The sequence below is a fragment of the Mycobacterium gordonae genome, from assembly GCF_002101675.1.
Lineage (GTDB): Bacteria > Actinomycetota > Actinomycetes > Mycobacteriales > Mycobacteriaceae > Mycobacterium > Mycobacterium gordonae.
In genome coordinates this window covers 1-20,952 of sequence record NZ_LQOY01000244.1, presented here as the reverse complement: position 1 = coordinate 20,952, position 20,952 = coordinate 1, and the positions used below count along the sequence as shown (strand labels likewise).

Annotated in this window: 18 protein-coding genes; 6 read left to right on the top strand and 12 right to left on the bottom strand. The window is 66.6% G+C overall.

Annotated elements, in window-relative coordinates; genetic code table 11:
• Positions 1–44 precede the first annotated feature (44 nt).
• From AWC08_RS31685 to AWC08_RS31675, 3 genes are all read right to left on the bottom strand, one after another.
• Positions 45–239, bottom strand: coding sequence for a ferredoxin (locus tag AWC08_RS31685; protein ID WP_065134114.1), 195 nt, complete (start codon positions 237–239; stop codon positions 45–47).
• Positions 236–1,420 (bottom strand): cytochrome P450, encoded by a 1,185-nt coding sequence (locus AWC08_RS31680; RefSeq protein ID WP_065134113.1) that lies wholly within the window; start codon positions 1,418–1,420, stop codon positions 236–238. The genes AWC08_RS31685 and AWC08_RS31680 overlap by 4 nt, the downstream gene beginning before the upstream one ends.
• Positions 1,421–1,698: 278 nt before the next feature.
• Entirely contained in the window at positions 1,699–2,109 is a 411-nt protein-coding gene (locus AWC08_RS31675) for a hypothetical protein (RefSeq protein ID WP_082986360.1), read from the bottom strand.
• Between the two features lie 260 nt (positions 2,110–2,369).
• On the opposite strand from AWC08_RS31675, the gene AWC08_RS31670 reads away from it, so the two are divergent.
• Complete coding sequence (locus tag AWC08_RS31670) at positions 2,370–5,660, top strand: helix-turn-helix transcriptional regulator (protein WP_069433563.1); 3,291 nt, start codon at positions 2,370–2,372, stop codon at positions 5,658–5,660.
• 255 nt (positions 5,661–5,915) lie between these two features.
• Complete coding sequence (locus AWC08_RS31665) at positions 5,916–7,142, top strand: hypothetical protein (protein ID WP_069433546.1); 1,227 nt, start codon at positions 5,916–5,918, stop codon at positions 7,140–7,142.
• A 16-nt stretch (positions 7,143–7,158) separates the two neighbouring features.
• Here the strand turns inward: AWC08_RS31665 and AWC08_RS31660 are convergent, their stop codons facing one another.
• Positions 7,159–7,749 (bottom strand): TetR/AcrR family transcriptional regulator, encoded by a 591-nt coding sequence (locus AWC08_RS31660; protein ID WP_065132483.1) that lies wholly within the window; start codon positions 7,747–7,749, stop codon positions 7,159–7,161.
• 74 nt (positions 7,750–7,823) lie between these two features.
• Between AWC08_RS31660 and AWC08_RS31655 the strand changes: the two genes are divergently transcribed.
• Positions 7,824–8,369 carry a class I SAM-dependent methyltransferase gene (locus AWC08_RS31655; RefSeq protein WP_069433547.1) on the top strand — a complete coding sequence of 182 codons (546 nt, stop codon included), beginning with the start codon at positions 7,824–7,826 and terminating at the stop codon, positions 8,367–8,369.
• A gap of 94 nt (positions 8,370–8,463) precedes the next feature.
• Positions 8,464–9,306 carry an enoyl-CoA hydratase-related protein gene (locus AWC08_RS31650; RefSeq protein WP_065132481.1) on the top strand — a complete coding sequence of 281 codons (843 nt, stop codon included), beginning with the start codon at positions 8,464–8,466 and terminating at the stop codon, positions 9,304–9,306.
• A gap of 48 nt (positions 9,307–9,354) precedes the next feature.
• Here AWC08_RS31650 and AWC08_RS31645 read toward each other — a convergent pair whose 3' ends face one another.
• The 8 genes from AWC08_RS31645 to AWC08_RS31610 are packed head-to-tail and all read right to left on the bottom strand — an operon-like array spanning position 9,355 to position 17,954.
• Positions 9,355–11,046: an FAD-binding protein gene (locus AWC08_RS31645; protein ID WP_069433548.1), complete on the bottom strand. Its 1,692-nt coding sequence runs from the start codon at positions 11,044–11,046 to the stop codon at positions 9,355–9,357.
• Positions 11,043–12,395, bottom strand: a complete 1,353-nt coding sequence (locus AWC08_RS31640; RefSeq protein WP_069433549.1) for an aromatic ring-hydroxylating oxygenase subunit alpha — start codon at positions 12,393–12,395, stop codon at positions 11,043–11,045. Before AWC08_RS31640 ends, AWC08_RS31645 begins: the two co-directional genes overlap by 4 nt.
• Positions 12,396–12,420: 25 nt before the next feature.
• Complete coding sequence (locus tag AWC08_RS31635) at positions 12,421–13,953, bottom strand: acyl-CoA synthetase (protein WP_065132478.1); 1,533 nt, start codon at positions 13,951–13,953, stop codon at positions 12,421–12,423.
• A gap of 9 nt (positions 13,954–13,962) precedes the next feature.
• Positions 13,963–14,832, bottom strand: coding sequence for an enoyl-CoA hydratase/isomerase family protein (locus AWC08_RS31630; protein WP_065132485.1), 870 nt, complete (start codon positions 14,830–14,832; stop codon positions 13,963–13,965).
• A gap of 16 nt (positions 14,833–14,848) precedes the next feature.
• A complete protein-coding gene (locus tag AWC08_RS31625; RefSeq protein WP_069433550.1) occupies positions 14,849–15,088 on the bottom strand; it encodes a biotin/lipoyl-containing protein in 240 nt (79 codons plus the stop codon).
• Positions 15,081–16,079, bottom strand: a complete 999-nt coding sequence (locus AWC08_RS31620; protein WP_069433551.1) for an alpha-ketoacid dehydrogenase subunit beta — start codon at positions 16,077–16,079, stop codon at positions 15,081–15,083. The genes AWC08_RS31625 and AWC08_RS31620 overlap by 8 nt, the downstream gene beginning before the upstream one ends.
• Positions 16,080–16,093: 14 nt before the next feature.
• A complete protein-coding gene (locus AWC08_RS31615; protein ID WP_232007848.1) occupies positions 16,094–17,032 on the bottom strand; it encodes a thiamine pyrophosphate-dependent dehydrogenase E1 component subunit alpha in 939 nt (312 codons plus the stop codon).
• A gap of 58 nt (positions 17,033–17,090) precedes the next feature.
• Complete coding sequence (locus tag AWC08_RS31610; RefSeq protein ID WP_069433553.1) at positions 17,091–17,954, bottom strand: mycofactocin-coupled SDR family oxidoreductase; 864 nt, start codon at positions 17,952–17,954, stop codon at positions 17,091–17,093.
• Between the two features lie 226 nt (positions 17,955–18,180).
• Here AWC08_RS31610 and AWC08_RS31605 point away from each other — a divergent pair, with 226 nt between their 5' ends.
• The gene (locus AWC08_RS31605; RefSeq protein ID WP_065134704.1) at positions 18,181–19,401 is read left to right on the top strand and encodes a CaiB/BaiF CoA transferase family protein; all 1,221 of its coding nucleotides are present in this window, start codon (positions 18,181–18,183) and stop codon (positions 19,399–19,401) included.
• Between the two features lie 94 nt (positions 19,402–19,495).
• Positions 19,496–20,952: PE family protein (locus AWC08_RS31600; protein WP_167545009.1), on the top strand; the 1,457-nt coding region annotated here is incomplete at its 3' end.

Below are 20,952 nucleotides of genomic sequence, written 5' to 3'. Positions count from 1 at the left end.
CGTCCCTTCTGTCGTTTGCGACAGCGTACCTACCCGCGGGCCGCTCATGGAGTAAGCGTGATCGCCTCTTCCGGGCAGTTCTGTGCGCCGGTCAGCGCCAGTTGCTCCTGATACCCGGAGACTTCTTCGACCAGCACGACGCAGTGGCCGACGTCGTCGGAATCGTAGATCTGCGGCGCCAGCGAATAGCAGCGCCCGTGACCCACACACCGGTCGGTGTCCAGGGCTACCCGCGTCATCGTGCCGGCACCGGGAACGTCAGCGGCAGCGCTTCGACCGAGCGCAGGGCCGCGGTGTACTTGAGCTCCGTTCCGGGGGGGATCTCGTAATCGGGGATGCGCCGGTGAAACTCACGCAAGGCCACCCGAAGTTCCATGCGGGCCAGGTGGGAGCCCAGGCAGCGGTGCGGGCCCCCGCCGAACGCCCGGTGCCGGTTGGGGCTCCGGCTGAAATCCACGCGCTCCGGGTCCGTGAATTCGGCGGGATCGGTGTTGGCCGCACCGAGCAACGGGCTGACCCGCTCACCCTTGCTGATGGGGCAGCCGCCCAGCTCGACGTCTTGCATGGCAACTCTGGCGACTCCGGGCACCGGTGTCTCCCAACGCAACAATTCCTCGACGGCGTGCGGCAGGATGTCGGGCTGCTCGACCAGCTGATGACGATGCTCGGGATGCCGGGCCAGGTACACGAAGAAGCAGTCCAGCGAGTCGGTCACCGTGTCCAGGCCGGCGATCAGGAAGAGGAAGCAGATGTCGAGCAACTCCTCGCGGGACAGCGCGGCACCGCCCTCCTCCTTGAAGTGCGTTGCGATCATCGCTGACAGCACATCGTCGCGTGGGCTCGCGATGTGGTCGTCGATGGCACGCTCGAAGTATTCGTAGATCTGCTCGGCGACTTTGGCCGAGGCCTCATGACGATCGTCATAACCGGTGGACCCCTCGGGCCGGATCACGCCGTCCTTCCATTCCAGGAACTTGTCGAGATCCTCCAGCGGCAGACCCAGCAACTGCAGAAATACCGTGCAGGGCAGCGGTACGGCGAACTCTGCGTGGAAGTCACATGAGCCCCGGTCCGCGAAGCGGTCGATCATCTCGTTGACCAGCGCGGTGACCTGCGGTTCCCGCCTGGCCATCTCACGCGGGGTGAACAGCGGGTCCAGAATCCGCCGGTACTTCGCATGCTCGGGCGGATCAACCTGCAAAGGAATCAGCGGCCGCAGATTGCCCAGATCGACCGCGTCCATGTTCGACGAAAACAAATCCGTGCGCTTGAGGGCCATCTCGATGTCCGACAGCCGGCTGAGCACCACCGCCTGCGGTGAGCGGAATACCGGCGCCGATTCCCGCAGCGCCTTGTACATGGGTTGAGGCTCGGCGAGACCCATCACCGCCTGGTCGACGAATGATTCCGCATCTGTCATGCACCTCAGCCTGACACTGGGCCGAGCGCCGGGCAATCCTTGTGTTACAAAAATACGTAACTTAATCATGTTGCGGTCCCCGGGCACCTCGACGCCGGCTCACAGAATTTCGGCCTGCGCCGGTTGCGTTCGACGAGCGGAGTGGGCGCCGCAACCACCGCGCGTCGTAGCGCGTGCATTCTTCCGATCAGCCACCACAGCAGGGGGTTTCAATCTGATCGACTAGCTGGTGGCGGATCGGCCCGGCGGTCTGGTTCGCGGTGCCGCGACCGACAGCGTCAGGAAGAGCCAGTTCGTTCCCGGCCGCGGAGCAAAGAGACACCGGCGCGCACCGCTCCCCGCACCGCGTAAGCGGCGGTCACCACCGCCAGCAGAATCAGCACGACGAACGTCGGCAACCAGTTGGACCGGCTGTGGTTGACGTTCCACCACACGACCGCGAACAGCACCGCACAGACGAACAGAACCACGTCGCGCCAGTTGCCCTGGTACGAGGTCGCGGCCTGTCGGACCGCGCGCCCCCGATCCGAGGCCCTGATCAGATCGTCGATTCGGGCGTCTATGGTGCGCTGCAGTTCGGCGCGCCTTTCCGTCGCTTCCGGTGGAAGGCGGTCAAGCAGGTCCATGTCCTGGGAGATCAGGCTCCGGAAGTCGGGCCCCCGGAACTGTCCCGCCGCGACTGCCAGCATCAATCCGCCCAGGACGGGTGCACTGTTCAGCGCGATCTGTCCTACACCGGCCACGTCCGGGTCCTCCTTCGGTTCGTTCACCCGATTCCACCACGCCGAGCGTGAACTGACGGCGAAATCCGGCGTCGACGTTCGCAGCCAGTTCACGTTCGGCGAGGTCGGCCAGGCCGCGGATCAACGCACGTCTACGCATCGAGCGAGAGGAACCATTGGCGATTTCGCTGATGTTTTGCGATCCGGATCGCCGCATGCTGGCTAGCATGAGCACAACCGAGTGGAGCGACATTGGTGTGACTGGGCTGCCGACGGGAACAGTGACCCTACTGCTTGCCGACGTCGAGGGATCGACGTGGTTGTGGGAGTCGCGGCCAGACGAGATGGCAGCCGCGGTGGCCCGGCTCGATCGGGTACTGAGCACCGCCGTCGCCGCCCACGACGGTGTGCGCCCGGTCGAACAGGGCGAAGGTGACAGTTTCGTCATTGCATTCGGGCGGGCAACCGATGCGGTGGCCTGCGCGCTGGATCTGCAGTGTGCCCCGCTGGCGCCTATCCGTCTGCGCATCGGGATCCACACCGGCGAGGTGCTGCTGCGCGACGAGGGCAACTACGTCGGTCCGACGATCAATCGGACCGCGCGACTGCGCGACCTGGCGCACGGCGGTCAGACGGTGCTTTCCGGGACAACCGACGACGTGGTCTCCGACTCCCTGCCAGAAGGTGCCTGGCTCAACGATCTGGGCTCCCACCCGCTGCGTGATCTGGCCCGGCCGCAACGGGTCGTGCAGCTGTGTCACCCAGACCTGCGCAACGAGTTCCCGCCGCTGCGCACCACTAGTGTCATTGCGGCGCATAACTTTCCGGCTGAGCTCACAAGTTTCGTCGGACGCCGGCCCGAGATCGAGGGCATCCGGCGCTGCCTCGACGACAACCGACTGGTCACGTTGACCGGCACGGGTGGGGTCGGCAAGACCCGCCTAGCTGTCGCGGTGGCCGCCGCGGTCGCGCAGGAATTCAGCGATGGCGCCTGGTACGTCGACCTGGCGCCGATCACCGCCGCCGAGGTCGTGCCCGTGGCCGTAGCCCGTGCGCTGGGCCTGCCCGATCAACCTGGCCGGTCCACGATGGAAACACTGCTGCGATATGTCCGCGAACGGCAATTGCTGATGGTGCTCGACAACTGCGAGCACCTGCTGGAGGCCAGCGCCGCACTGCTCTCCGCGGTGTTGGCCACGGCGCCGCGACTGACCGTGTTGGCCACCAGCCGCGAACCGGTCAATATCGCCGGCGAATTGACCTGGCAGGTGCCGTCGCTGTCGTTGCAGGACGAAGCCATCGACCTGTTCACCGAACGAGCGCGCCTGGCCAGACCCGACTTCGTCGTCACCGAGGACAACAGCGCGGCGGTGTACGAGATCTGCCGTCGCCTGGATGGTATGCCGCTGGCGATCGAGTTGGCGGCCGCGCGGGTGCGGGCCCTGTCGCTGACCGAGATCGTGGACAGCCTGCACGATCGCTTCCGGTTGCTGACCGGCGGATCGCGAACCGCGGTTCGCCGGCAGCAGACGCTGCGCGCGTCGGTGGACTGGTCCCATGCACTGCTCACCGAGACCGAACGCGTGCTGTTCCGTCGGCTGGCCGTGTTTTACGGCGGATTCGATTTGACAGCAGCGCAATTCGTCTGCGGCCAGGGCGATGTCGAGCCGTATCAGGTGCTCGACCAGTTGACGCTGCTCGTCGACAAGTCGCTGGTGATCGCCGACGCAAGCAGCGGACGAACCCGGTATCGGCTGCTGGAAACGGTGCGCCAATACGCACTGGAAAAACTCGGCGATTCCGGGGAAGCCGATTCCGTCCGCTCGCGCCATTGCGATCACTACACGTCGATAGCAGCGTTGCTCGACGCTCCGGCACGCACCGATCACGAGCAGCGGCTCGAGCAGGCTGAGATCGAAATGGACAACCTGCGCAATGCGCTCGGTTGGCACCTGGAGACCGGGAACGCCGAGCGGGCTCTGGCGCTGGCCTCGTCGCTGCAACCGGTGTGGCTGACGCGTGGCCGCATCCTCGAGGGCGTGGCCTGGTTCGACGTCATACCCGCCGACGGGCATGCTGCCGCCATTGCGCCGGTCGTGCGAGCGCGCGCGCTTGCCGACAAGGCCGTACTCGACATGTACGTGGGAGAAGAACGTTTGGAGCACGTACGACGGGCGGTCGACATCGCCCGGGAACTCGAGAACCCGGCCCTGCTCGCCAGGACGCTCACCGCGTCCGGCTACATCGCGGGCGCTCGCTACGACGTCGCGGCGGCCGCCACTTACTACTCGGAGGCCCTCGAGTTGGCCCGGGCGCTGGATGACAAGTGGGTATTGAGCCAGATCCTGGCATGGCAGGCCAACACGGGGATGGGCCTCGGTGATCCGGTGTACGCCGGAGCGGCCGGGCTGGAAGGACGAGATCTCGCCGATGCCATCGGCGATCGGGGCAACTCGCGGCTCAGCCGGAATGGGATCGGTTGGGCGCACATGTTGCAGGGCGACCTGGTCGCCGCCTTGGCCCAATTCAGAGAGGTCCGGGCCGAGTGCGAGCAGGCCCACGACGAGTTGCACAGGCCCATGGCCCTGACGGGCTTGGGCATCGCGCTCGGTTATCACGGAGACGTCGACGCGGCCCTCGCAACGGCTCGGGAGGCATTGGACGGCGCCGCCGCGCTGGGGGAGTTCTTCGTCGGTCTGGCTAACGCTCAGCTATCGCAAGCGAGCCTGGCGGCCGGCGACCTCGAGACAGCCGCGCAGGCGAGTGAAGCGGCCTGGCTGGGTCTGCGGGTGGCCCAGCCGGAGATGGCCGACGCACAACGGGTCTTCAACTCCGTGGAAGTCGCCTTGGCCCGAGGCGATCTCGACCAGGCCCGAGACTGGGCGAACCGGGCGGTCGAGGTGGCCGTGCACTGGCATCGAGTGGCTGCACTGGTGGTCCGCGCCAGGGTCGCCATCGCGGCCGGAGCACCCGACGACGCCGAGCGTGATGCCCATGACGCGCTGGTGTGCGCGGTCACCAGCGGTGTGCACCTCAACATCCCCGACATCATCGAGGTTCTCGCCGGCCTGGGTCCCGGCGAGGACATCAGTAACCGGGCCGGGGCGGCACGGCTGTTCGGCGCGGCGCAGGCGATTCGGGAGCGTACCGGGCTGACGCGGTTCAAGATTCACGAAGCCGCCTATCAGGATTCGGTGCGATCGTTGCGGAATGCGATGGGAGAGAAGGACTTCGATGCCGCGTGGGCCGAGGGTGCGGCGCTGTCCGTCGACGAAGCCATCGCCTACGCACAGCGCGGCCGCGGCCAGCGCAAACGGCCAGCCAGCGGCTGGCAGTCACTGACCCCGGCCGAGCGCGATGTGGCGCGCCTGGTCTGTGACGGCCTGGCCAACAAGGACATTGCCACGCGGCTGTTCGTGTCGCCCCGGACTGTCCAGGCTCACCTCACCCACATCTACACCAAGTTGGGCATCGCCTCGCGGGTCCAACTCGTTCAGGAGGCGGCACGCCACGCCTGAGGACCCAGGACGTCGCAGTGGGTTGCTAACTGGACATCTGTCCAGAACAGTGGCCGCTGCGGTACCTTGACGAAGCCTCGCCAGGTCAGCGGAGGTGCGCGCCCGCGCCCGCGCGGGCCGGCACTGGCCTGCAACGGGCGGGTTCTTGCCGAATCCGCGTCGGCTCGCTACAGTCGAGAGCGTAATCAGACACCTGTCCACTTTTTCGGGTCAGATGCCCCGTGGACGGGCCGAGTTGCCGACGGAGGACCGCTGTTGACGAGCAGGTACGCCGCCCTAACCCGTGCGCAGCTCACCACCCTGGTGCCGGAGCTGCTGCTGATCGGGCAGATGATCGATCGCTCCGGAATGGCCTGGTGCATACAACAATTCGGTCGCGAAGAGATGCTGCAGATTGCGATCGAAGAATGGGCCGGGGCGAGTCCGCTGTACACCAAGCGGATGCAGCGGGCGCTGCGCTTCGAGGGCGACGACGTCATCACCATCTTCAAGGGTCTGCAACTCGACATCGGCGCACCGCCCCAGTTCATGGATTTCCGCTACACAGTGCACGACCGCTGGCACGGTGAGTTCCACCTCGACCACTGCGGTGCGCTGCTGGATGTCGAGCCGATGGGCGAGGATTACGTGCGCGGAATGTGTCACGACATCGAGGACCCGACGTTCGACGCCACCGCGCTGGCGACCAATCGCCGCGCTCAGGTCCGGCCCGTCCACCGCCCACCCCGGATACCGGCCGACCGGAAACCGCACTGCGCGTGGACGGTGATCATCGATGATTCCCACCCCGAGGTGGGCTTCATCCCGGAACTGGCGATTGTCGGCCGGACCCGGGCCGCCACCACCGGGCTGGACCCGATCGACGAGACGCAGCCTGGCCAGGCCGACTATTCCGGCCCGTTGCTGTCCGACTTCGACTTCGGCGCCTTCTCGCACTCGGCGCTGGTCCGCCTCGCCGACGAAGTCTGCCTGCAGATGCATCTGCTCTACCTGTCCTTCGCCTTGGCGGTGCACAAACGGGCCGGTGACGACGTCGCGCTGGCGCGTTCGATCGCCACCAAGCAGCTGGTCGGACTGGCCGGGCTGGCCGGTGAGCGCATTCACCACGCGCTCAATCTGCCGGGCGGAGTCGAGGGTGCGGTGCGGGTGATGGAATTGCACCCGCTGTTCAACCCGGCCGTCTACGTGCTGGCCGACTTCGGGGGAGACCGAGTCCATCTGCGCCCGTCGCCGGCCCACGAGGATCAGGCGTGGCCGTCGCTGGTGTCGCCGGAGGCCGTGGCACCGTTGCAGGCGATCGCCTTCGCGGTAGACCCGCATCTGCATGTCGACATCGACGGCAGTCCCACCGAATGGACGGCAGTGATCACCGAAACCAACACGGCGACAAAGGAATTCTCCGAAGTATCGGTGGCCAAGTTCAGTGGCGGTTCCACCTTCGTCTTCCAGCCGCGCAAGTCGCTACCGCTGACCCCGGTGTAATCACCTCGCAGGCATATCAGGCGACGGAAGCGCCCAGGATGAGGTTCACCGCCTCGTCGAGCTGGCCCGCGATCTCCGGGTAGGTCAGGAAGCGGGCGGTCATCAGTGCCCCGGCGAACGTCATCTGCAGGGTGGACTTGACCGATCGCGGCCAGCCGGGTCCCAGGGCGGCGCCGATCCGGCGCGCCACCTCATCGGCGATCTCCACCCGCAACGGGGCCACAGCGGGATCATCGGCCATCAGCGCGGTTCCGCACCCGGCGGTGAGTTCCGGCTCGTCGGCGACCACCAGTGCCATATCCCGCATTGTCGCGCTGACCCGCGTCTTGGTGGTGTCGTTGACGTCGGTGTGCAGCGGCAGCTCCCGCAAGAACCGCAGATAGACCGCGGCGACCAGGGCGCTCTTCGACGAGAAGTAGGTGTAGGCGCTGGCCGGCGACACCCCTGCGCGCTGCGCCACCGCACGCATCGTCAGGTTGGCGTAAGACGACTCCCGTAGCTCCTCCAGCCCGGCGTCGAGGACTTTGCGGATCGTCTGTCCCGGCCGCCGGTCAGACCGGCGCGAGGCGGTCGTGGCGGTCGCGGGAGATGCCGCTTTTCTAGACACCAGTTCAGTCTAGAAAACCGGGCGCGCGAACGTAGACAACTGTCCAGAACAAGTCGGCCAGTAGCCTCTAGTGGGTGAGCGAGCAGGATCGGCGCCGGTGGGACGAGCGCTATGCGCAGCAGGGTCCGGCGCAGCCTGCCGCGGTCGCACCGCCGGGTTTCCTGCGGCCGCATATCGACCGGATCCCTACGATGGGAAGTGCCCTCGACGTCGCGTGCGGGCAGGGACTCGGCTCGGTGTGGTTGGCAAGCCGTGGACTGGACGTGTGGGGTGTGGACATCTCTGAGGTGGCCATCGCTGCGGCGCGAGACCTTGCCCGCTCTCACGGGTTTGATCGGCGCTGCCGGTTCGACATCGCGGACCTCGACGCAGGCCTGCCGGCGGGTCCCCAGGTGGACGTGCTGCTGTGCAACAACTTTCGTGACCGTCGACTCGACCGAGCGCTGATCGCACGCGTCGCACCCAGTGGGGTGTTGGCGATCTGCACCCTCAGCGAGGTGGACGCCGAACCGGGGCCGTACCGGGCCGCTCGAGGGGAACTGCTTGCGGCATTCGGTGAACTCGACGTGCTGGCGGCGGGCGAAGCCGGCGGTCATGCATGGCTGGTGGCGCGTGCTTGAGACCGCAAGATCCTCGGTGGCACAAGCGGAATCATGACAGAAGTCATCAGCCGATCGCTGTAGCCAGCACCCCCCGTCGGGTAGTGTCGGCACCATGGAGCGGCGCGTCCTGCAAGCGATCATCTACGAGCGCGAACCACCGATCGCGCGCATCATTCTCAACCGTGTCGAGAAGGCCAACACCAAAGACGCAGTGCTGGTTACCGAAGTCGACACGTGTCTGCGAGAAGCCGACCGCGACAAGGACATCAAGGTCGTCATCCTCAAAGCCAACGGCAAGGGCTTCTGCGGGGGACATGTGGCCCGGTGGGGACCGGAAGAGAATCCCTATCCCGACTTCGGAGACACCTTCGAGGATCTGTACAAAGGCACCGCCGATCTGTTCTTGTGGCCGACCTTGTATCTGTGGGAGTTTCCGAAGCCGACCATCTCCCAGATCCACGGGTACTGCATGGGCGGCGGGATCTACCTCGGGTTGCTGACCGATTTCTGCGTGGCGTCCGAGGACGCGTATTTTCAGATGCCGCTGGCGCAAAGCCTCGGTGAACCAGGCGGTCACACGATGATCGAGCCCTGGTTGCTGATGAACTGGCATCGCACCATGGACTGGCTGCTGCTGGCCCCGACGCTCTCGGCCCAGCAGGCACTCGAGTGGGGCCTGCTCAACAAGGTGGTTGCGCGCGAAGACCTCGAGGACACCGTCGAGGAGATGGCGCACAAGATTGCCCAGATCCCGCTGACGACGCTGATGGCGGTGAAGAACAACGTCAAGCGCGCCTGGGAGCTGATGGGGATGCGGGTACACCTTCAGGTCAGTCACATCCTGACGAACATGGTGGGCGCGGCCTCCGATGTGCAGGCGCGCCGCGCGGAGCTCATGCAGTCGGGCATGAAGCCCCGCGATTTCATCGAGGGCCATCCCGGCGAGCAGACGTGAAGCCCCCCTTTTCGTGCCGAAAAGGGGGGCTTTCACGTCTGCTCGGCATCAATGGTGCCCGGCCACCGCGCGGCCGGCGGCATGGCGGGCGGCGACATACCCGAACACCATGGAGCTCGCGATGCTCGCGCCGGCGCCCGGATACGTCCGGCCCATGACGGTCGCGGTGGTGTTGCCGGTCGCATAGAGCCCTTCGATCACCCGGTCCTGCTGATCGAGAACCTGCGCGTGCTCGTTGGTGAGCACGCCGCCGCACGTTCCCACATCGGCCGGCAGCACCCGGGTCGCGTAGTAGGGCGCCCGGTCGAGCGGCCCCACCGCGGCATTGGGCCGATACCCGGGATCGCCGAGACAGTCGTTATAGGCGGATTGCCCCCGACCGAAGTCGGGGTCCAGTCCTTTGGCGGCGAATGTGTTGAAGCGCTGGACCGTTCGCACCAATTCCTCGGCTGGTAGGCCGATCTGGCGGGCGAGGTCGGTGAGTGTTTCTGCCCGCTTGACGGCTCCGCTCTCGACCAGTTCCGGAGGCAGGTGCTCGCGCTTGACCGGGTTGGTGCCCGCGACATAGCGGCGTACGTACCCGTCGTCGAAGATCATCCAGCACGGCACCGCCTTGTTCGCGTACATCGCCTTGCCGACTTCCACATACGAGTTCGACTCGTTGCAGAACCGCCGGCCGCCGGAGTCCACGTAGATCGCGCCGGGGCGCTGCCGTCCTGACCCCAGCGAGGCGGCGGCGGCGCCGCCATTGGCGATGAACACCGATGGAAGCCACCAGGCCTCGTCGAGGAGGTCGGTTTTGGCCCCCAGGCGCATCGCGGTCTGAAGGACCTCGCCGGTGTCGCCGGCGTTGGCGATCGACCACTGCCCCTCGTTGGGCTGCTCACCGCTGTACCGGCGGCGCATCTCAGGATTGTGGCCAAAGCCGCCCGCGGCCAACAACACTCCCTTGCGCGCCTCCACGTTCTGCACGACGCCGTCGCGGACGATCCGGGCACCGGCGACCCGGCCGTCCTCGACGATCAGGTCCTCCATCGCGGCGTTGACCCACAGCGGCGGCTGGCCGTCGCTGAGGTCGATGAGCACCTTGAGCATCTGGCCGATCAACGACGCGCCGTTGGTCAGAATCTGGCGTCGTGCGATTCGGGCCGCCCTGGTACGCGCAAACACCTTGGCAGCCACCGCGAATGCGCGCGGTGAGCGGTTGAAGTACTGAACGGAGCGCAGTTCATTGGTCAGCACGACGTAGCCGTAGTTCTTGGCCAGCGACGGCTGTACCTTGTCGTGCCAGGCTCCGAGTTCGGCGGCGTCGAACGGGATCCCTTCGACGGCGCGGCCGGACTCGTTGCCGCCCTTGTGATTTGGGTAGTAATCGCTCCAGCCGGCGCAGCGGATCATCCGGACACCCTTGCGGAGCAGGAAATTGAGCATCTCGTAACCGGCGGTCAGAAACATCTCCCGGCGCGCGGGGGAGGAGGCCGCACCGATGTCACCCACGACATCGGCCAGGTAGGCCAGGCCATCCTCGTGTGAGTCGGCGATGCCGTCCGCCCGCATCAACGGGTTGTTGGGCATCCAGACGATTCCGCCGGACAGTCCCGTGGATCCGCCTACCAGAGGCTGCTTTTCGACGATCAAGGGTTGCAGGCCGGCATCGAGCGCGGCCAGACCCGCCACCATGCCACCGCCGCCGCTGCCCGCGATCAACAGGTCGACACTGCGATCCCAGTCGGTGCTCACCGCGCTACCTCCTGAGTGAAGCCGAGGTCGGCGATCGGCACGTCAATGGTGGTGTTGGTCTTCTGGATCGCCGGCACCAGAGCCGCATAGGGCAGATCGGCCAGGAAGCCGTCGATGACGCGCTCGAAGTTCGAGATGAGCCCCTCGATCTGGCTGGACAGGCGCATGAACTCGAATCCGCGGGAGTGCAGACCTTTTTGCTGTCGGGGCAGGTTGGAGAAGTCCTGAGCCGGGATCGGCGGCCAGCGCGGGTCGTCGGGCGCCATGGGTTCTGGCGGCACCGGCTTGCCGGTGACCTGCTCCGGCGGGATGCGGGTGAGCGACCAGATCTCGAACAGGGTCTCCTCGGGACCGAGCGGGCGAATCCGGTACGACGAGGCGCTGCTGTACTGCGGCAGCAGGAAGTAGTGCGGAAAGCAGAAACCGACAGCATCCACGATGCCGCGGCGTTGTAAGCCGTTGAGGTCGGGCATGTCACAGCCTCGGGCCCGGTGCCAGGCGACGACGGCGTCATTGAGGGTGCTCTTCCACACCGCCATCGCCTCGGCAGGATCGCTGGGCAATTCGATGTTCTGCAGGCCCTCGGCGATACGGATGTCGTTCTCGTGGGTCATGCCTGCCATGCCCTCGCCGAGAGTACGCATGAAATGCAGACTCGTTTGGACCACCCCTGGCGGCGTGGACCTGACAGGCTGCGATGACGGCAGCAACTGGGGATGGGTTTGCGGAACGTGATACCCCTCCATGAAGGCCTCGGTCGCCAGCTTCCAGTTCACCGGAAGACGGCACGACTGCCACCACTCGGTGCGCAGCGACTCCACCTTCCAGGCGTCGTAGATGGAGGCGAACGGCTCGAAGCAGTCGCGCAACGGCGGCGCGTCACCGTCGAGGTTGATCCACGCACACCCACCCCACAGTTCGCAGCGCACCGGCACCAACGCCAAGTCGTCGGCCTCGAGGTTGTGCTCCTCGAAAGCCTCCGCGCGCAACACGAACGTGTTGCGTCCGTCCAGCCCCCAGCACCAGCCGTGGAAGGGGCAGACGAAGCTACGACGGGAACCGTTGCCCTCCACCAACTTCACCCCGCGGTGGCGGCACGCGTTGTGGTAGGCACGCACGTTCTCGGCGTCGAGGCGCACCACGATGACGGATTGGTCGAGAATCTCGTATTCGACGAAGTCGCCGGATTTCGGAATCTCCTCGAGCCGGCACGCCATCTGCCACACCCGTGGCCAGAATTTCTGGTTCTCCAGCTCGTAGAACTCCGGATCGTAGTACCGCTGCTTGGGGATTCGGTCAGCGGACTGCACCGCCCACGGCACCGGAAGCGGCGCCCAGTTCAGGTCCATGGCTCTACTCCGTTGGTTGCGCGGTTCATACGATCCGGGACATCCGGTCCTGCCAATACGTGTCGCGGATGCGCCGCTTGTACAGCTTTCCGTTCGGGTCCCGTGGCAACTCATCGGCGAATTCGATGCTGCGAGGACACTTGTAGGTGGCCAGATTGCTGCGGCAGTATTCGATCAGCTCGGCCTCGAGGCCGGCACTCGGCGCGATACCGGGCATCGGTTGTACGACCGCCTTGACCTCTTCGCCGAACTCGGCGTTCGGCACCCCGAAGACTGCGGCGTCAACAAGTTTCGGGTGCATGACCAACAGGTTCTCCACTTCCTGCGGATAGATGTTGACCCCACCGGAGACGATCATGAAAGTCGAGCGATCGGTCAGGTAGAGATAGCCTTCCGCGTCGAGGTAACCCACGTCCCCCAGGGTGCGCCAGCCATGTTCGTTGTACACCGAGGCGGTCTTGGCGGGGTCCTTGAAGTACTCGAAGTCCGGGCCGCCTTCGAAGTACAGTTCACCGGCCTCGCCGACGGGCAGTTCGGCGCCGTCCTCTCCGACGACATGCACCGGGGTCATCGGGATCCCTACCGACCCCGGGTGTGTCAGCCACTCCTGCGGGCTGATCGTGGTGCCGGCGAATCCTTCGGTGCCGCCATAGTATTCGTGAATAACGGGGCCGAACCAGTCCATCATCTGATGCTTGACGTCCACCGGACACGGGGCGGCCGCGTGAATTACGCACCGCAGACTGGACACGTCGTACCGGCTGCGCACCGCCTCGGGTAACTTCAGCATCCGTACAAACATGGTCGGCACGAACTGGGCGTGAGTGACCCGGTATTCCTGGATCAGCCGCAGCACCGTTTCGGCGTCGAACTTCTCCATGATGATCGACGCCGCCCCCACGCGATTGACCGCCATGGTGTAGTTGACGCCGGCCGCGTGGTACAGCGGCGCGGGGGACAGGTACACATCCGACGGCGTCATCCCGTACTTGTGAATCAGCGCCATCTCCAGCACCGCCTGCGCCCAAGAGCCGTTGCCGTCCACCGGCAGTGGGCGGCGCACCGCCTTGGGCCGGCCGGTGGTGCCTGACGAGTACAGCATCTCCGACCCGTCGCTCGCGAGTGGGGCCGCACCCGCGGACGCCAGTGCCTCCTCGTAGGCCCGCCATCCCGGCAACCCGCCCCCTACCGCCAGATGCACACGCACCGAGTCATTCACCTCGCGGATGCGGACTGCCAGGTGGCCCATCGACGCGTCGACGAAGACCGCCTTCGCCTCGGAGTCCCCGATCACATACGCGACCTCGTCCGGCGTGAAGTGGGTGTTGACGGCGGTGTAGTAGAGCCCGGAAAGTTGTGCCCCCCAGGTGATTTCGAAGAATTCCGGCCGGTTCGGCAGAACCAGCGCGACGCCGTCGCCGCGGCGCAACCCGGCTTCGTGCAGCGCCGCGGCGACCCGCCGGCTGCGGTCGTACAACTCACCGAAGGAGATCGCGCCGCCGTCGGCGATCAGTGCCGGCGACTGTGGCGCGGTTCTCGCGTGATCGGCGATATTCACCGGCGGAATCTAGCTGCCGGCGCCGTCGGTCGTGGCGGCCGCGGCGGCCTGGCGCCGGGCCTGCTCGGACGGGAGCACCTTGTCCCGAAACACGGTCTGGATCAGTTCCTGGACGTCCTTGCTGATGGAGGCAAGGGCGACAAGGTCATTCGAACTCTGCCAGTGCACCCGCATGCCCATCAGCTCCCACGCCCGCTTGAGGTTCGCTTTGGTCGCCAGCAACGTCGTCATCGGAGCCTGGGCGATGTGACGGGCGATGGCCTCGACGCGGTCGTCGAGCTGCTCGCGCGGCACCACCTCGTTGACCAGCCCGACTTCCAGCGCCTTCTTGGCGTCGATGACCTCGGCGAGATACAGGTAGTACGCCGCCCGCCGCCAGTTCATGAACACCCAGGGCTCGATTGAGCATTCACCGGACGGCATGCCGAAACCCTGCAGCGGTGGGTAGGAGAAGTACGCGTCCTCCGCCGCGATGACGATGTCGGTGGTCAGCCCGTAGTGCGTCCCGCCTCCCACGCAGTAACCGTGCACCTGCGCGATGGTCGGTTTGGAAAACTCCCACAGGTTCATCACCGGCTTGACGAACAGATCCGTCTGCGGCTTCCACGGCGTACCCATCACCTTTGCGCCTTCGACGAACGCCGGGTAATCCACGGCGTTGTTGCCGATGGCGTGTCCCGAGCAGAAGCCCTTGCCGTTGGCCTTGAGGATCAGCACTTTGATGTCGTAGTCACGGTCGGCGTCCAGCAGCGCGGCGTCGACCTCCTCGGCCAGCTTCTGGTCCTGGGCGTTGGCCTTCTCCGGCCAGTTCAGCGTGACGCGGGCGATGGGGCCTTGTTTTTCGTAGATGATTCTTTCGCGAGTCTCATTGAGGTCCATGACTTTTCATTACCTTTCAGGATGAAGTGATAACGCCGATTTCGGTGCCGATGTCATACGTTGTGCCGATCTCCGCCGTCCAGCGCACGGTGCCCGACGCGCCGGCTTCGATTTCCTGTTCCACCTTTTCGGTGGCGATGACGTAGATCGGGGTGCCTTCTTCCACATAGTCGCCGCCGCTTACCAGCAGCTCGGTGAGCTCGGCCTCGGACACGGCGACCGATACCCGTGGAATCCGGATGATGAACTCAGCCATGCACTTTGGCTTTCTCCAGGGTGCGCTGCGCGGCCGCCACGATCTGCGCCGGTGAGGGGTAGACCTGCGCCTCGAGGCCGGCCGCGGCCGGATTGGGCACGAACCTGGCGCCGAGGCGCTGAACCGGTGCGGCCAGTTCGCCGAACAGCTCGGCCGACAGGATTGCGGCGATCTCGGCTCCCGGACCGGCGAACTGGACCGCGTCATGCACGATCACGACTCGCCGGGTGCGACGGGCGGATTCGACGATGGTCTCGACGTCGAGCGGGAGCAAGGTTCGCAGATCGACCACCTCTGCGCTGACGCCCTGCGCCGCAAGGGAGGCCGCCGCGGCCAGCGCGTCGTGCACGGCGCGCCCGTAGCTGATCAGGGTCACATCGGTGCCGGCGCGCTTGATGTCGGCCTGCCCCAAGGGAATCGCAAAGCCCGGATGCACCGGAACCAAGCCTTTACGGCCCTGCAGCCGGATTGTCTCGACGAACAGGCACGGGTCCTCGTCGAAGATGGCCGAGGTGAGCAGGCCTTTGCCGTCGCGCGGAGTGGACGGCACGATGACCTTCATCCCGGGAATGTGCATGAACCAGGCTTCCAGCGACTGCGAGTGCGTGGCGCCGGTGGCCAGCCCCGCGTACACCTGGGTCCGGATGGTGATGGGGGCCGTCGTGCGCCCCGCGGTCATGAACCGCAGCTTGGCGGCGTTGTTGATCAGCTGGTCGGCGGCGATGCCGATGAAATCCATGATCATGATTTCGGCCACCGGCAGCAGCCCGTCGATCGCGGCACCGATCGCCGCGCCGACGATCGCGGCTTCCGAAATCGGCGTGTCCAGTACCCGGTCGTGGCCGTATTTCGTCGACAAGCCCGCGGTGGGGCCGGACGCGCCCGGGTCCGCGATGTCCTCACCGAGCAGGAACACCCGGTCGTCGGCCTGCAGCGCCTGGTCCAGCGCGAGGTTGAGGGCCTCGCGCATGGTCATCTCTTTTTCGTCCATAACCAGCGCAATCCTTACCCGGGGAACTGGATCGGGGTTGCGTACACGTCCCGGTCCAGTTCGTCGATCGACGGTGGATCGGCAGCCAGTACCGTGCGCAGCGCCACCTCCACGGCGGCCTGCGCCTCGGCGTCGATGCGATCGAGTTCGTCCGTGTCGCAGATGCCCGCCGCCTCCAGCCGGCTGCGGAAGCGCGGCACCGGGTCAGCGGCCAACGCGTCGGCCAGCTGGTCTTTGGGGATATACGGCATCCGATCGCCGAAGTAGTGCCCGCGGAAGCGGAACGTGACGCATTCGAGGAGCGTGGGCCCGCCGCCGCCACGGGCCCGGTCCAGCGCCTGCACCAGGGCCGAGTGGACCGCCAGAGGATCGTTGCCGTCGACGCGCACACCCGGCATTCCGTAGCCCGCGGCGCGGTCGGCGACCCGCGCGATCTTCATGGTGTCGGTCGTCGGCGTCATTTCGGCGAAGAGGTTGTTCTGACACACGAAGACCAGCGGCAGGTCCCATAGGGCGGCCATGTTCGCGGCCTCGTGGAACGATCCCGTGTTGGTGGCGCCGTCTCCGAAGCTGACCGCCGTAACCCGGTCCAGGCCTTTGCGTTTGGCGGCCATGGCCAGGCCGACGGCCACCGGGGGGCCCGCTCCGACGATCCCGGTGGAAAGCATCACCCCTTTGGCGGGGTTGGCGATGTGCATGGTGCCGCCCTTGCCTCGGCCGGCCCCGACGACGCGGCCCATCATCTCGCCGTAAATCTCTTCCAACGGCACGCCTTTGCCGATCAGATCATGCAGCCCCCGGTAAGTGGTCACCAGTTGATCGTCGGGTCGCAGCGCCACACCCATCGCCGCCGCGATGGCTTCCTGTCCGCGCGATGGCCAGTACACGCACATGAACTCCCCGGTGCCGATTCCTTTGGACAGCCGGTCGTCGGCCAGCTTCATCAACACCATCAGTTCGTAGAGCCGCCGCTCGTTCACCCGATGCCTCCAGTTCCGTTGCAAGGCAGGGTTACGAGCCTGACCAGGGTTTGACTTTGAGGAATCCGCCGGCATCGACCCGCAGCTGCTGACCGGTGATGTAGCGGGCCGCATCAGAAGCCAGAAACAGCACTGCCTCGCTGATGTCTTCGGGCTCCACGTAGGGCACCGGCATCGCCTGAACCAACGGGAAGATCGGTTCGGCATCCGCGCGGGTCGGATTGGGCAGGTCGGGCCGGAACGCCCGGTACATGGGCGCGCTGTGCAGCATGTCGGTGTTGACATTGGTGGGGTGCACCGCGTTCATCCGGATGGAGAACGGCGCCAGTGCCCGCGCGAAGTCGTTCACATAGTGCGCCGCAGCGATTTTGGCGAAAGCGTAACCAGCCCCGCCGGGCCCGCCGTCGATGCCGGTGGTGTTCATCGACGACATGAACGCGGCGTTGGAGCCGATGACGATAATGGACGCACCGGCGTGCAGGTGTTTGAGGCTGACGTGCACCAGGTTGAGCACACCGCCGAGATCGACGTCGACGGCATCGGCGAAGGCCTGGGGCGGCAGGCCCGCGGTCAGGGGGCAGATGCCGGCGTTCGCGACCACGATGTCCAGATGGCCGAATTCGGCTACGCCATCGTCGATGGCGGCCGCCAGCGCGGCACGGTCACGGACGTCGGCCACGGAAGCATGGACCCGTTGCCCTTCCTTCTCCACCAGTCGTGCGGTCTCGTCGAGGTCTTCGCGCCTGGCGAGCGGATATTCATTGGTCTCGATGTCTTCGCACAGGTCGACCGCGATGATGTCGGCGCCCTCGGCCGCCAGCATCCGCGCATGGGATCGCCCCTGCCCCCGCGCGGCACCGCTGATGACGGCTACCTTTCCGGTCACTCGGCCCACTTTGCCCCCTACCCCGGTGTCAGTCTGCGCGATCGGCGCTGTGGCCTAACGTTTTTCGCCGTCGCCAAGGTTCGGGGATCTGACCAGTGGCCGGCTTCCATCGCATCTCTCCCACGAGCGGCCGTGCTCGAGCGGGCATGGCCGCGGTCGGGCTACCAATATGCCTTACAGTAGCTAGAATATCTAAAATAGCAAGGAATGCGGCGCGCGACCGAGGGGGTTGGCGATGGCGGGCATGCTCAGCGGTGTTCGGGTTGTCGAGTTGGCGTCCTGGACGTACGTTCCGTCCGCCGGAGTCGCCCTGGCGGACTGGGGCGCCGACGTCATCAAAGTCGAAGGTGTCAGCTCCGGTGATCCCGGTCGGGCGTTGGTAGTTGGCGGTTTCACCCGCCAGGCGGCGCGCGCCGACGTCGACTTCATTCTTGAGCTGAGCAACCGGGGCAAGCGCAGCATCGCCATCGACATCAAGACCGAGACCGGCCGGGAGTTGTTCGGGCGGCTGCTGGCGTCGGCGGATGTGTTTCTGACCAACTGGTTGCCCGGTGCGCTCGAGCGTGCGCGGCTGACCGTCGAAGACATCCGCTCGTTCAATCCCCGGATCATCATTGCCCGGGGCACCGGGCTCGGGGTACGTGGCCCGGATCGCGACCGCGGCGGCTTCGACGCGGCGACCTATCTCGCCCGCGGCGGTGTGGCGTACACGCTGACACCCTTCGGCACCGAGAACCCGGCGGTTCAGGGACCGGCGTTCGGTGACCTGCAAGGCGGGGCGACGCTGGCCGGCGGAGTGTGCGCTGCCCTGTTCCACCGCGAGCGGACCGGAGAACCCAGCATCGTCGACTCGTCCCTGCTGGCCCAGGCGATGTGGGCCATCGCACCGTCGATCTCGGTTGCGGACCTCTTCGACATCGATGGAATCCCGGGGGCGCCACCGGGATTGGCTATCAACCCGCTGGTGGCCCGGTATAAGACCAGAGATGACAGGTGGATTCAGCTGGTCTTTTTGCAGCCTGACAAATTCTGGGCGGGTTTCTGCCGCCGCATGGGGCTGGCTGAGTTGGCCAACGACGAGCGGTTCGTGCCGTCGGCCAACCTGATCGCCAACGCCGCCGAAGCCACCGCCATCTTCGCCAAAGCTTTTGCCGGGCATGACCTCGCCCACTGGCGGCAGGTGCTGCGCGACGAACCGGGAGTGTGGGGTGCCCTGGCGACACCGCGCGAGACCCTCAACGACCCGCAGGTGGAACCCAACGGCTACGTCATCACCAATATCGACGACCACGGCGAGACCTACCGGATCGTCGCTGCCCCTGTGCAATTCGACGAGACCCCGCCTGATCCGACCCGTGCGCCCGAACACGGCCAGCACACCGAGGAAATATTGCTCGAGCTCGATGTGGACTGGGACGAGATCGCGCGCGCGAAGGACGTCAAAGCAATCCTCTGATCACACGCCACGGCGGGCCTCGCAAATACGCCGGCTGTGGATCGCGGAGCGTTACCCTGTGCCGGAATTCCATGACGGCTTGGGCGGAGGCATTGTGTCGTATCTTTTCGCGGCGCCGGAGTTGGTGGAAGCAGCGGCCTCGGATCTGGAGTGCCTGGGCTCGTCGCTCACCGCCGCCAACGCGGCCGCAGCCGCCCCGACGACAGCGCTGAGCGCCGCCGGCGCCGATGAGGTGTCAACGGCGATCGCGGCGCTGTTCGGCACGCACGCCCGGACGTACCAGTCGCTGAGCGTCCAGGCGGCGGCGTTTCATCGGCACTTCGTCCAGGCGCTCTGCTCGGGTGCGGGTACCTATGCCGTGGCGGAGGCCGCCAACGCCATGCCGCTTGCGGCGCAATCGGTGACCGAAGGTCTGCTCGATCTGATCAACGCGCCCACCCGGTTGCTGCTCGGACGACCGCTGATCGGCAACGGCGCCGACGGGTTGAGTGGGACCGGGCAGAGCGGCGGTGACGGCGGTCTGCTGTGGGGCAACGGCGGCAACGGCGGCTCGGGCGGCACCAACCAGAGCGGTGGCAACGGGGGTAGCGCCGGCTTGATCGGCAACGGCGGCAACGGCGGTGCGGCGGGCAACGCCACGCTGGCCGGCGGCACCGGACCCACCGGTGGAGCCGGCGGCAACGGCGGATTGCTCTGGGGCAACGGCGGTTTCGGAGGCGCAGGCGGAAATGGTGGCCTACCGGTCACCGGCAGTATCGTCGGGTCGGGCGGCGGCGCGGGCGGCAACGGCGGTGGCGCGGGTCTGTTGTACGGTGCCGGCGGTGCCGGCGGTGCCGGTGGGACCGGCGGCGCGGCGCCGCTGCCCGGCCCCGGTCAGACGATCCTCTCCGCCGGCGGCGTCGGCGGATCCGGCGGTGCCGGGGGCGCCGGGGCTGCACTGTTCGGGTACGGAGGCGCCGGAGGCGCCGGAGGCGCTGGGGGACAGGGCGATTCGACGTCCGCTCTGATCAACAGCGTTGGCGGCTATGGCGGTCAGGGCGGCCAAGGCGGACAGAGCGGCTTGCTGTACGGAACTCCGGGGTCTGGCGGAGCCGGTGGCACCGGGGGTGACGGCGCCGGCGCCGCCACCCTGGTCAGCGGCAACCCTGGCGGCCACGGCGGCGCCGGTGGCGCCGGTGGGACGACGGGACTGTTCGGCAACGCTGCATTCGGAGGCAGCGGCGGAGCCGGCGGGAATGGCGGCGCCGGCACCAACACCGGCGGCAATGGTGGTGTCGGCGCTCAGGGCGGTGAAGGCGGTTCGGGGGGACTGATTCTGGGCAACGGCGGGATCGGAGGCAACGGCGGTGCCGGCGGTGACGGAGGCGCCGGTGCTATGGCGGCGGGCTATGCGGGCTCGGGCGGTTTCGGCGGGTCCGGCGGAGCCGCCTCCCTGTTCGGTGCCGGAGGGCAAGGCGGCAACGGCGGTGGCATCGGCGCCGGGACCACCAAAGCGGTGGTCATCACCGCGCAACCGGTCGGTGGCCTGGGCGGCACGGGCGGGCGGGGCGG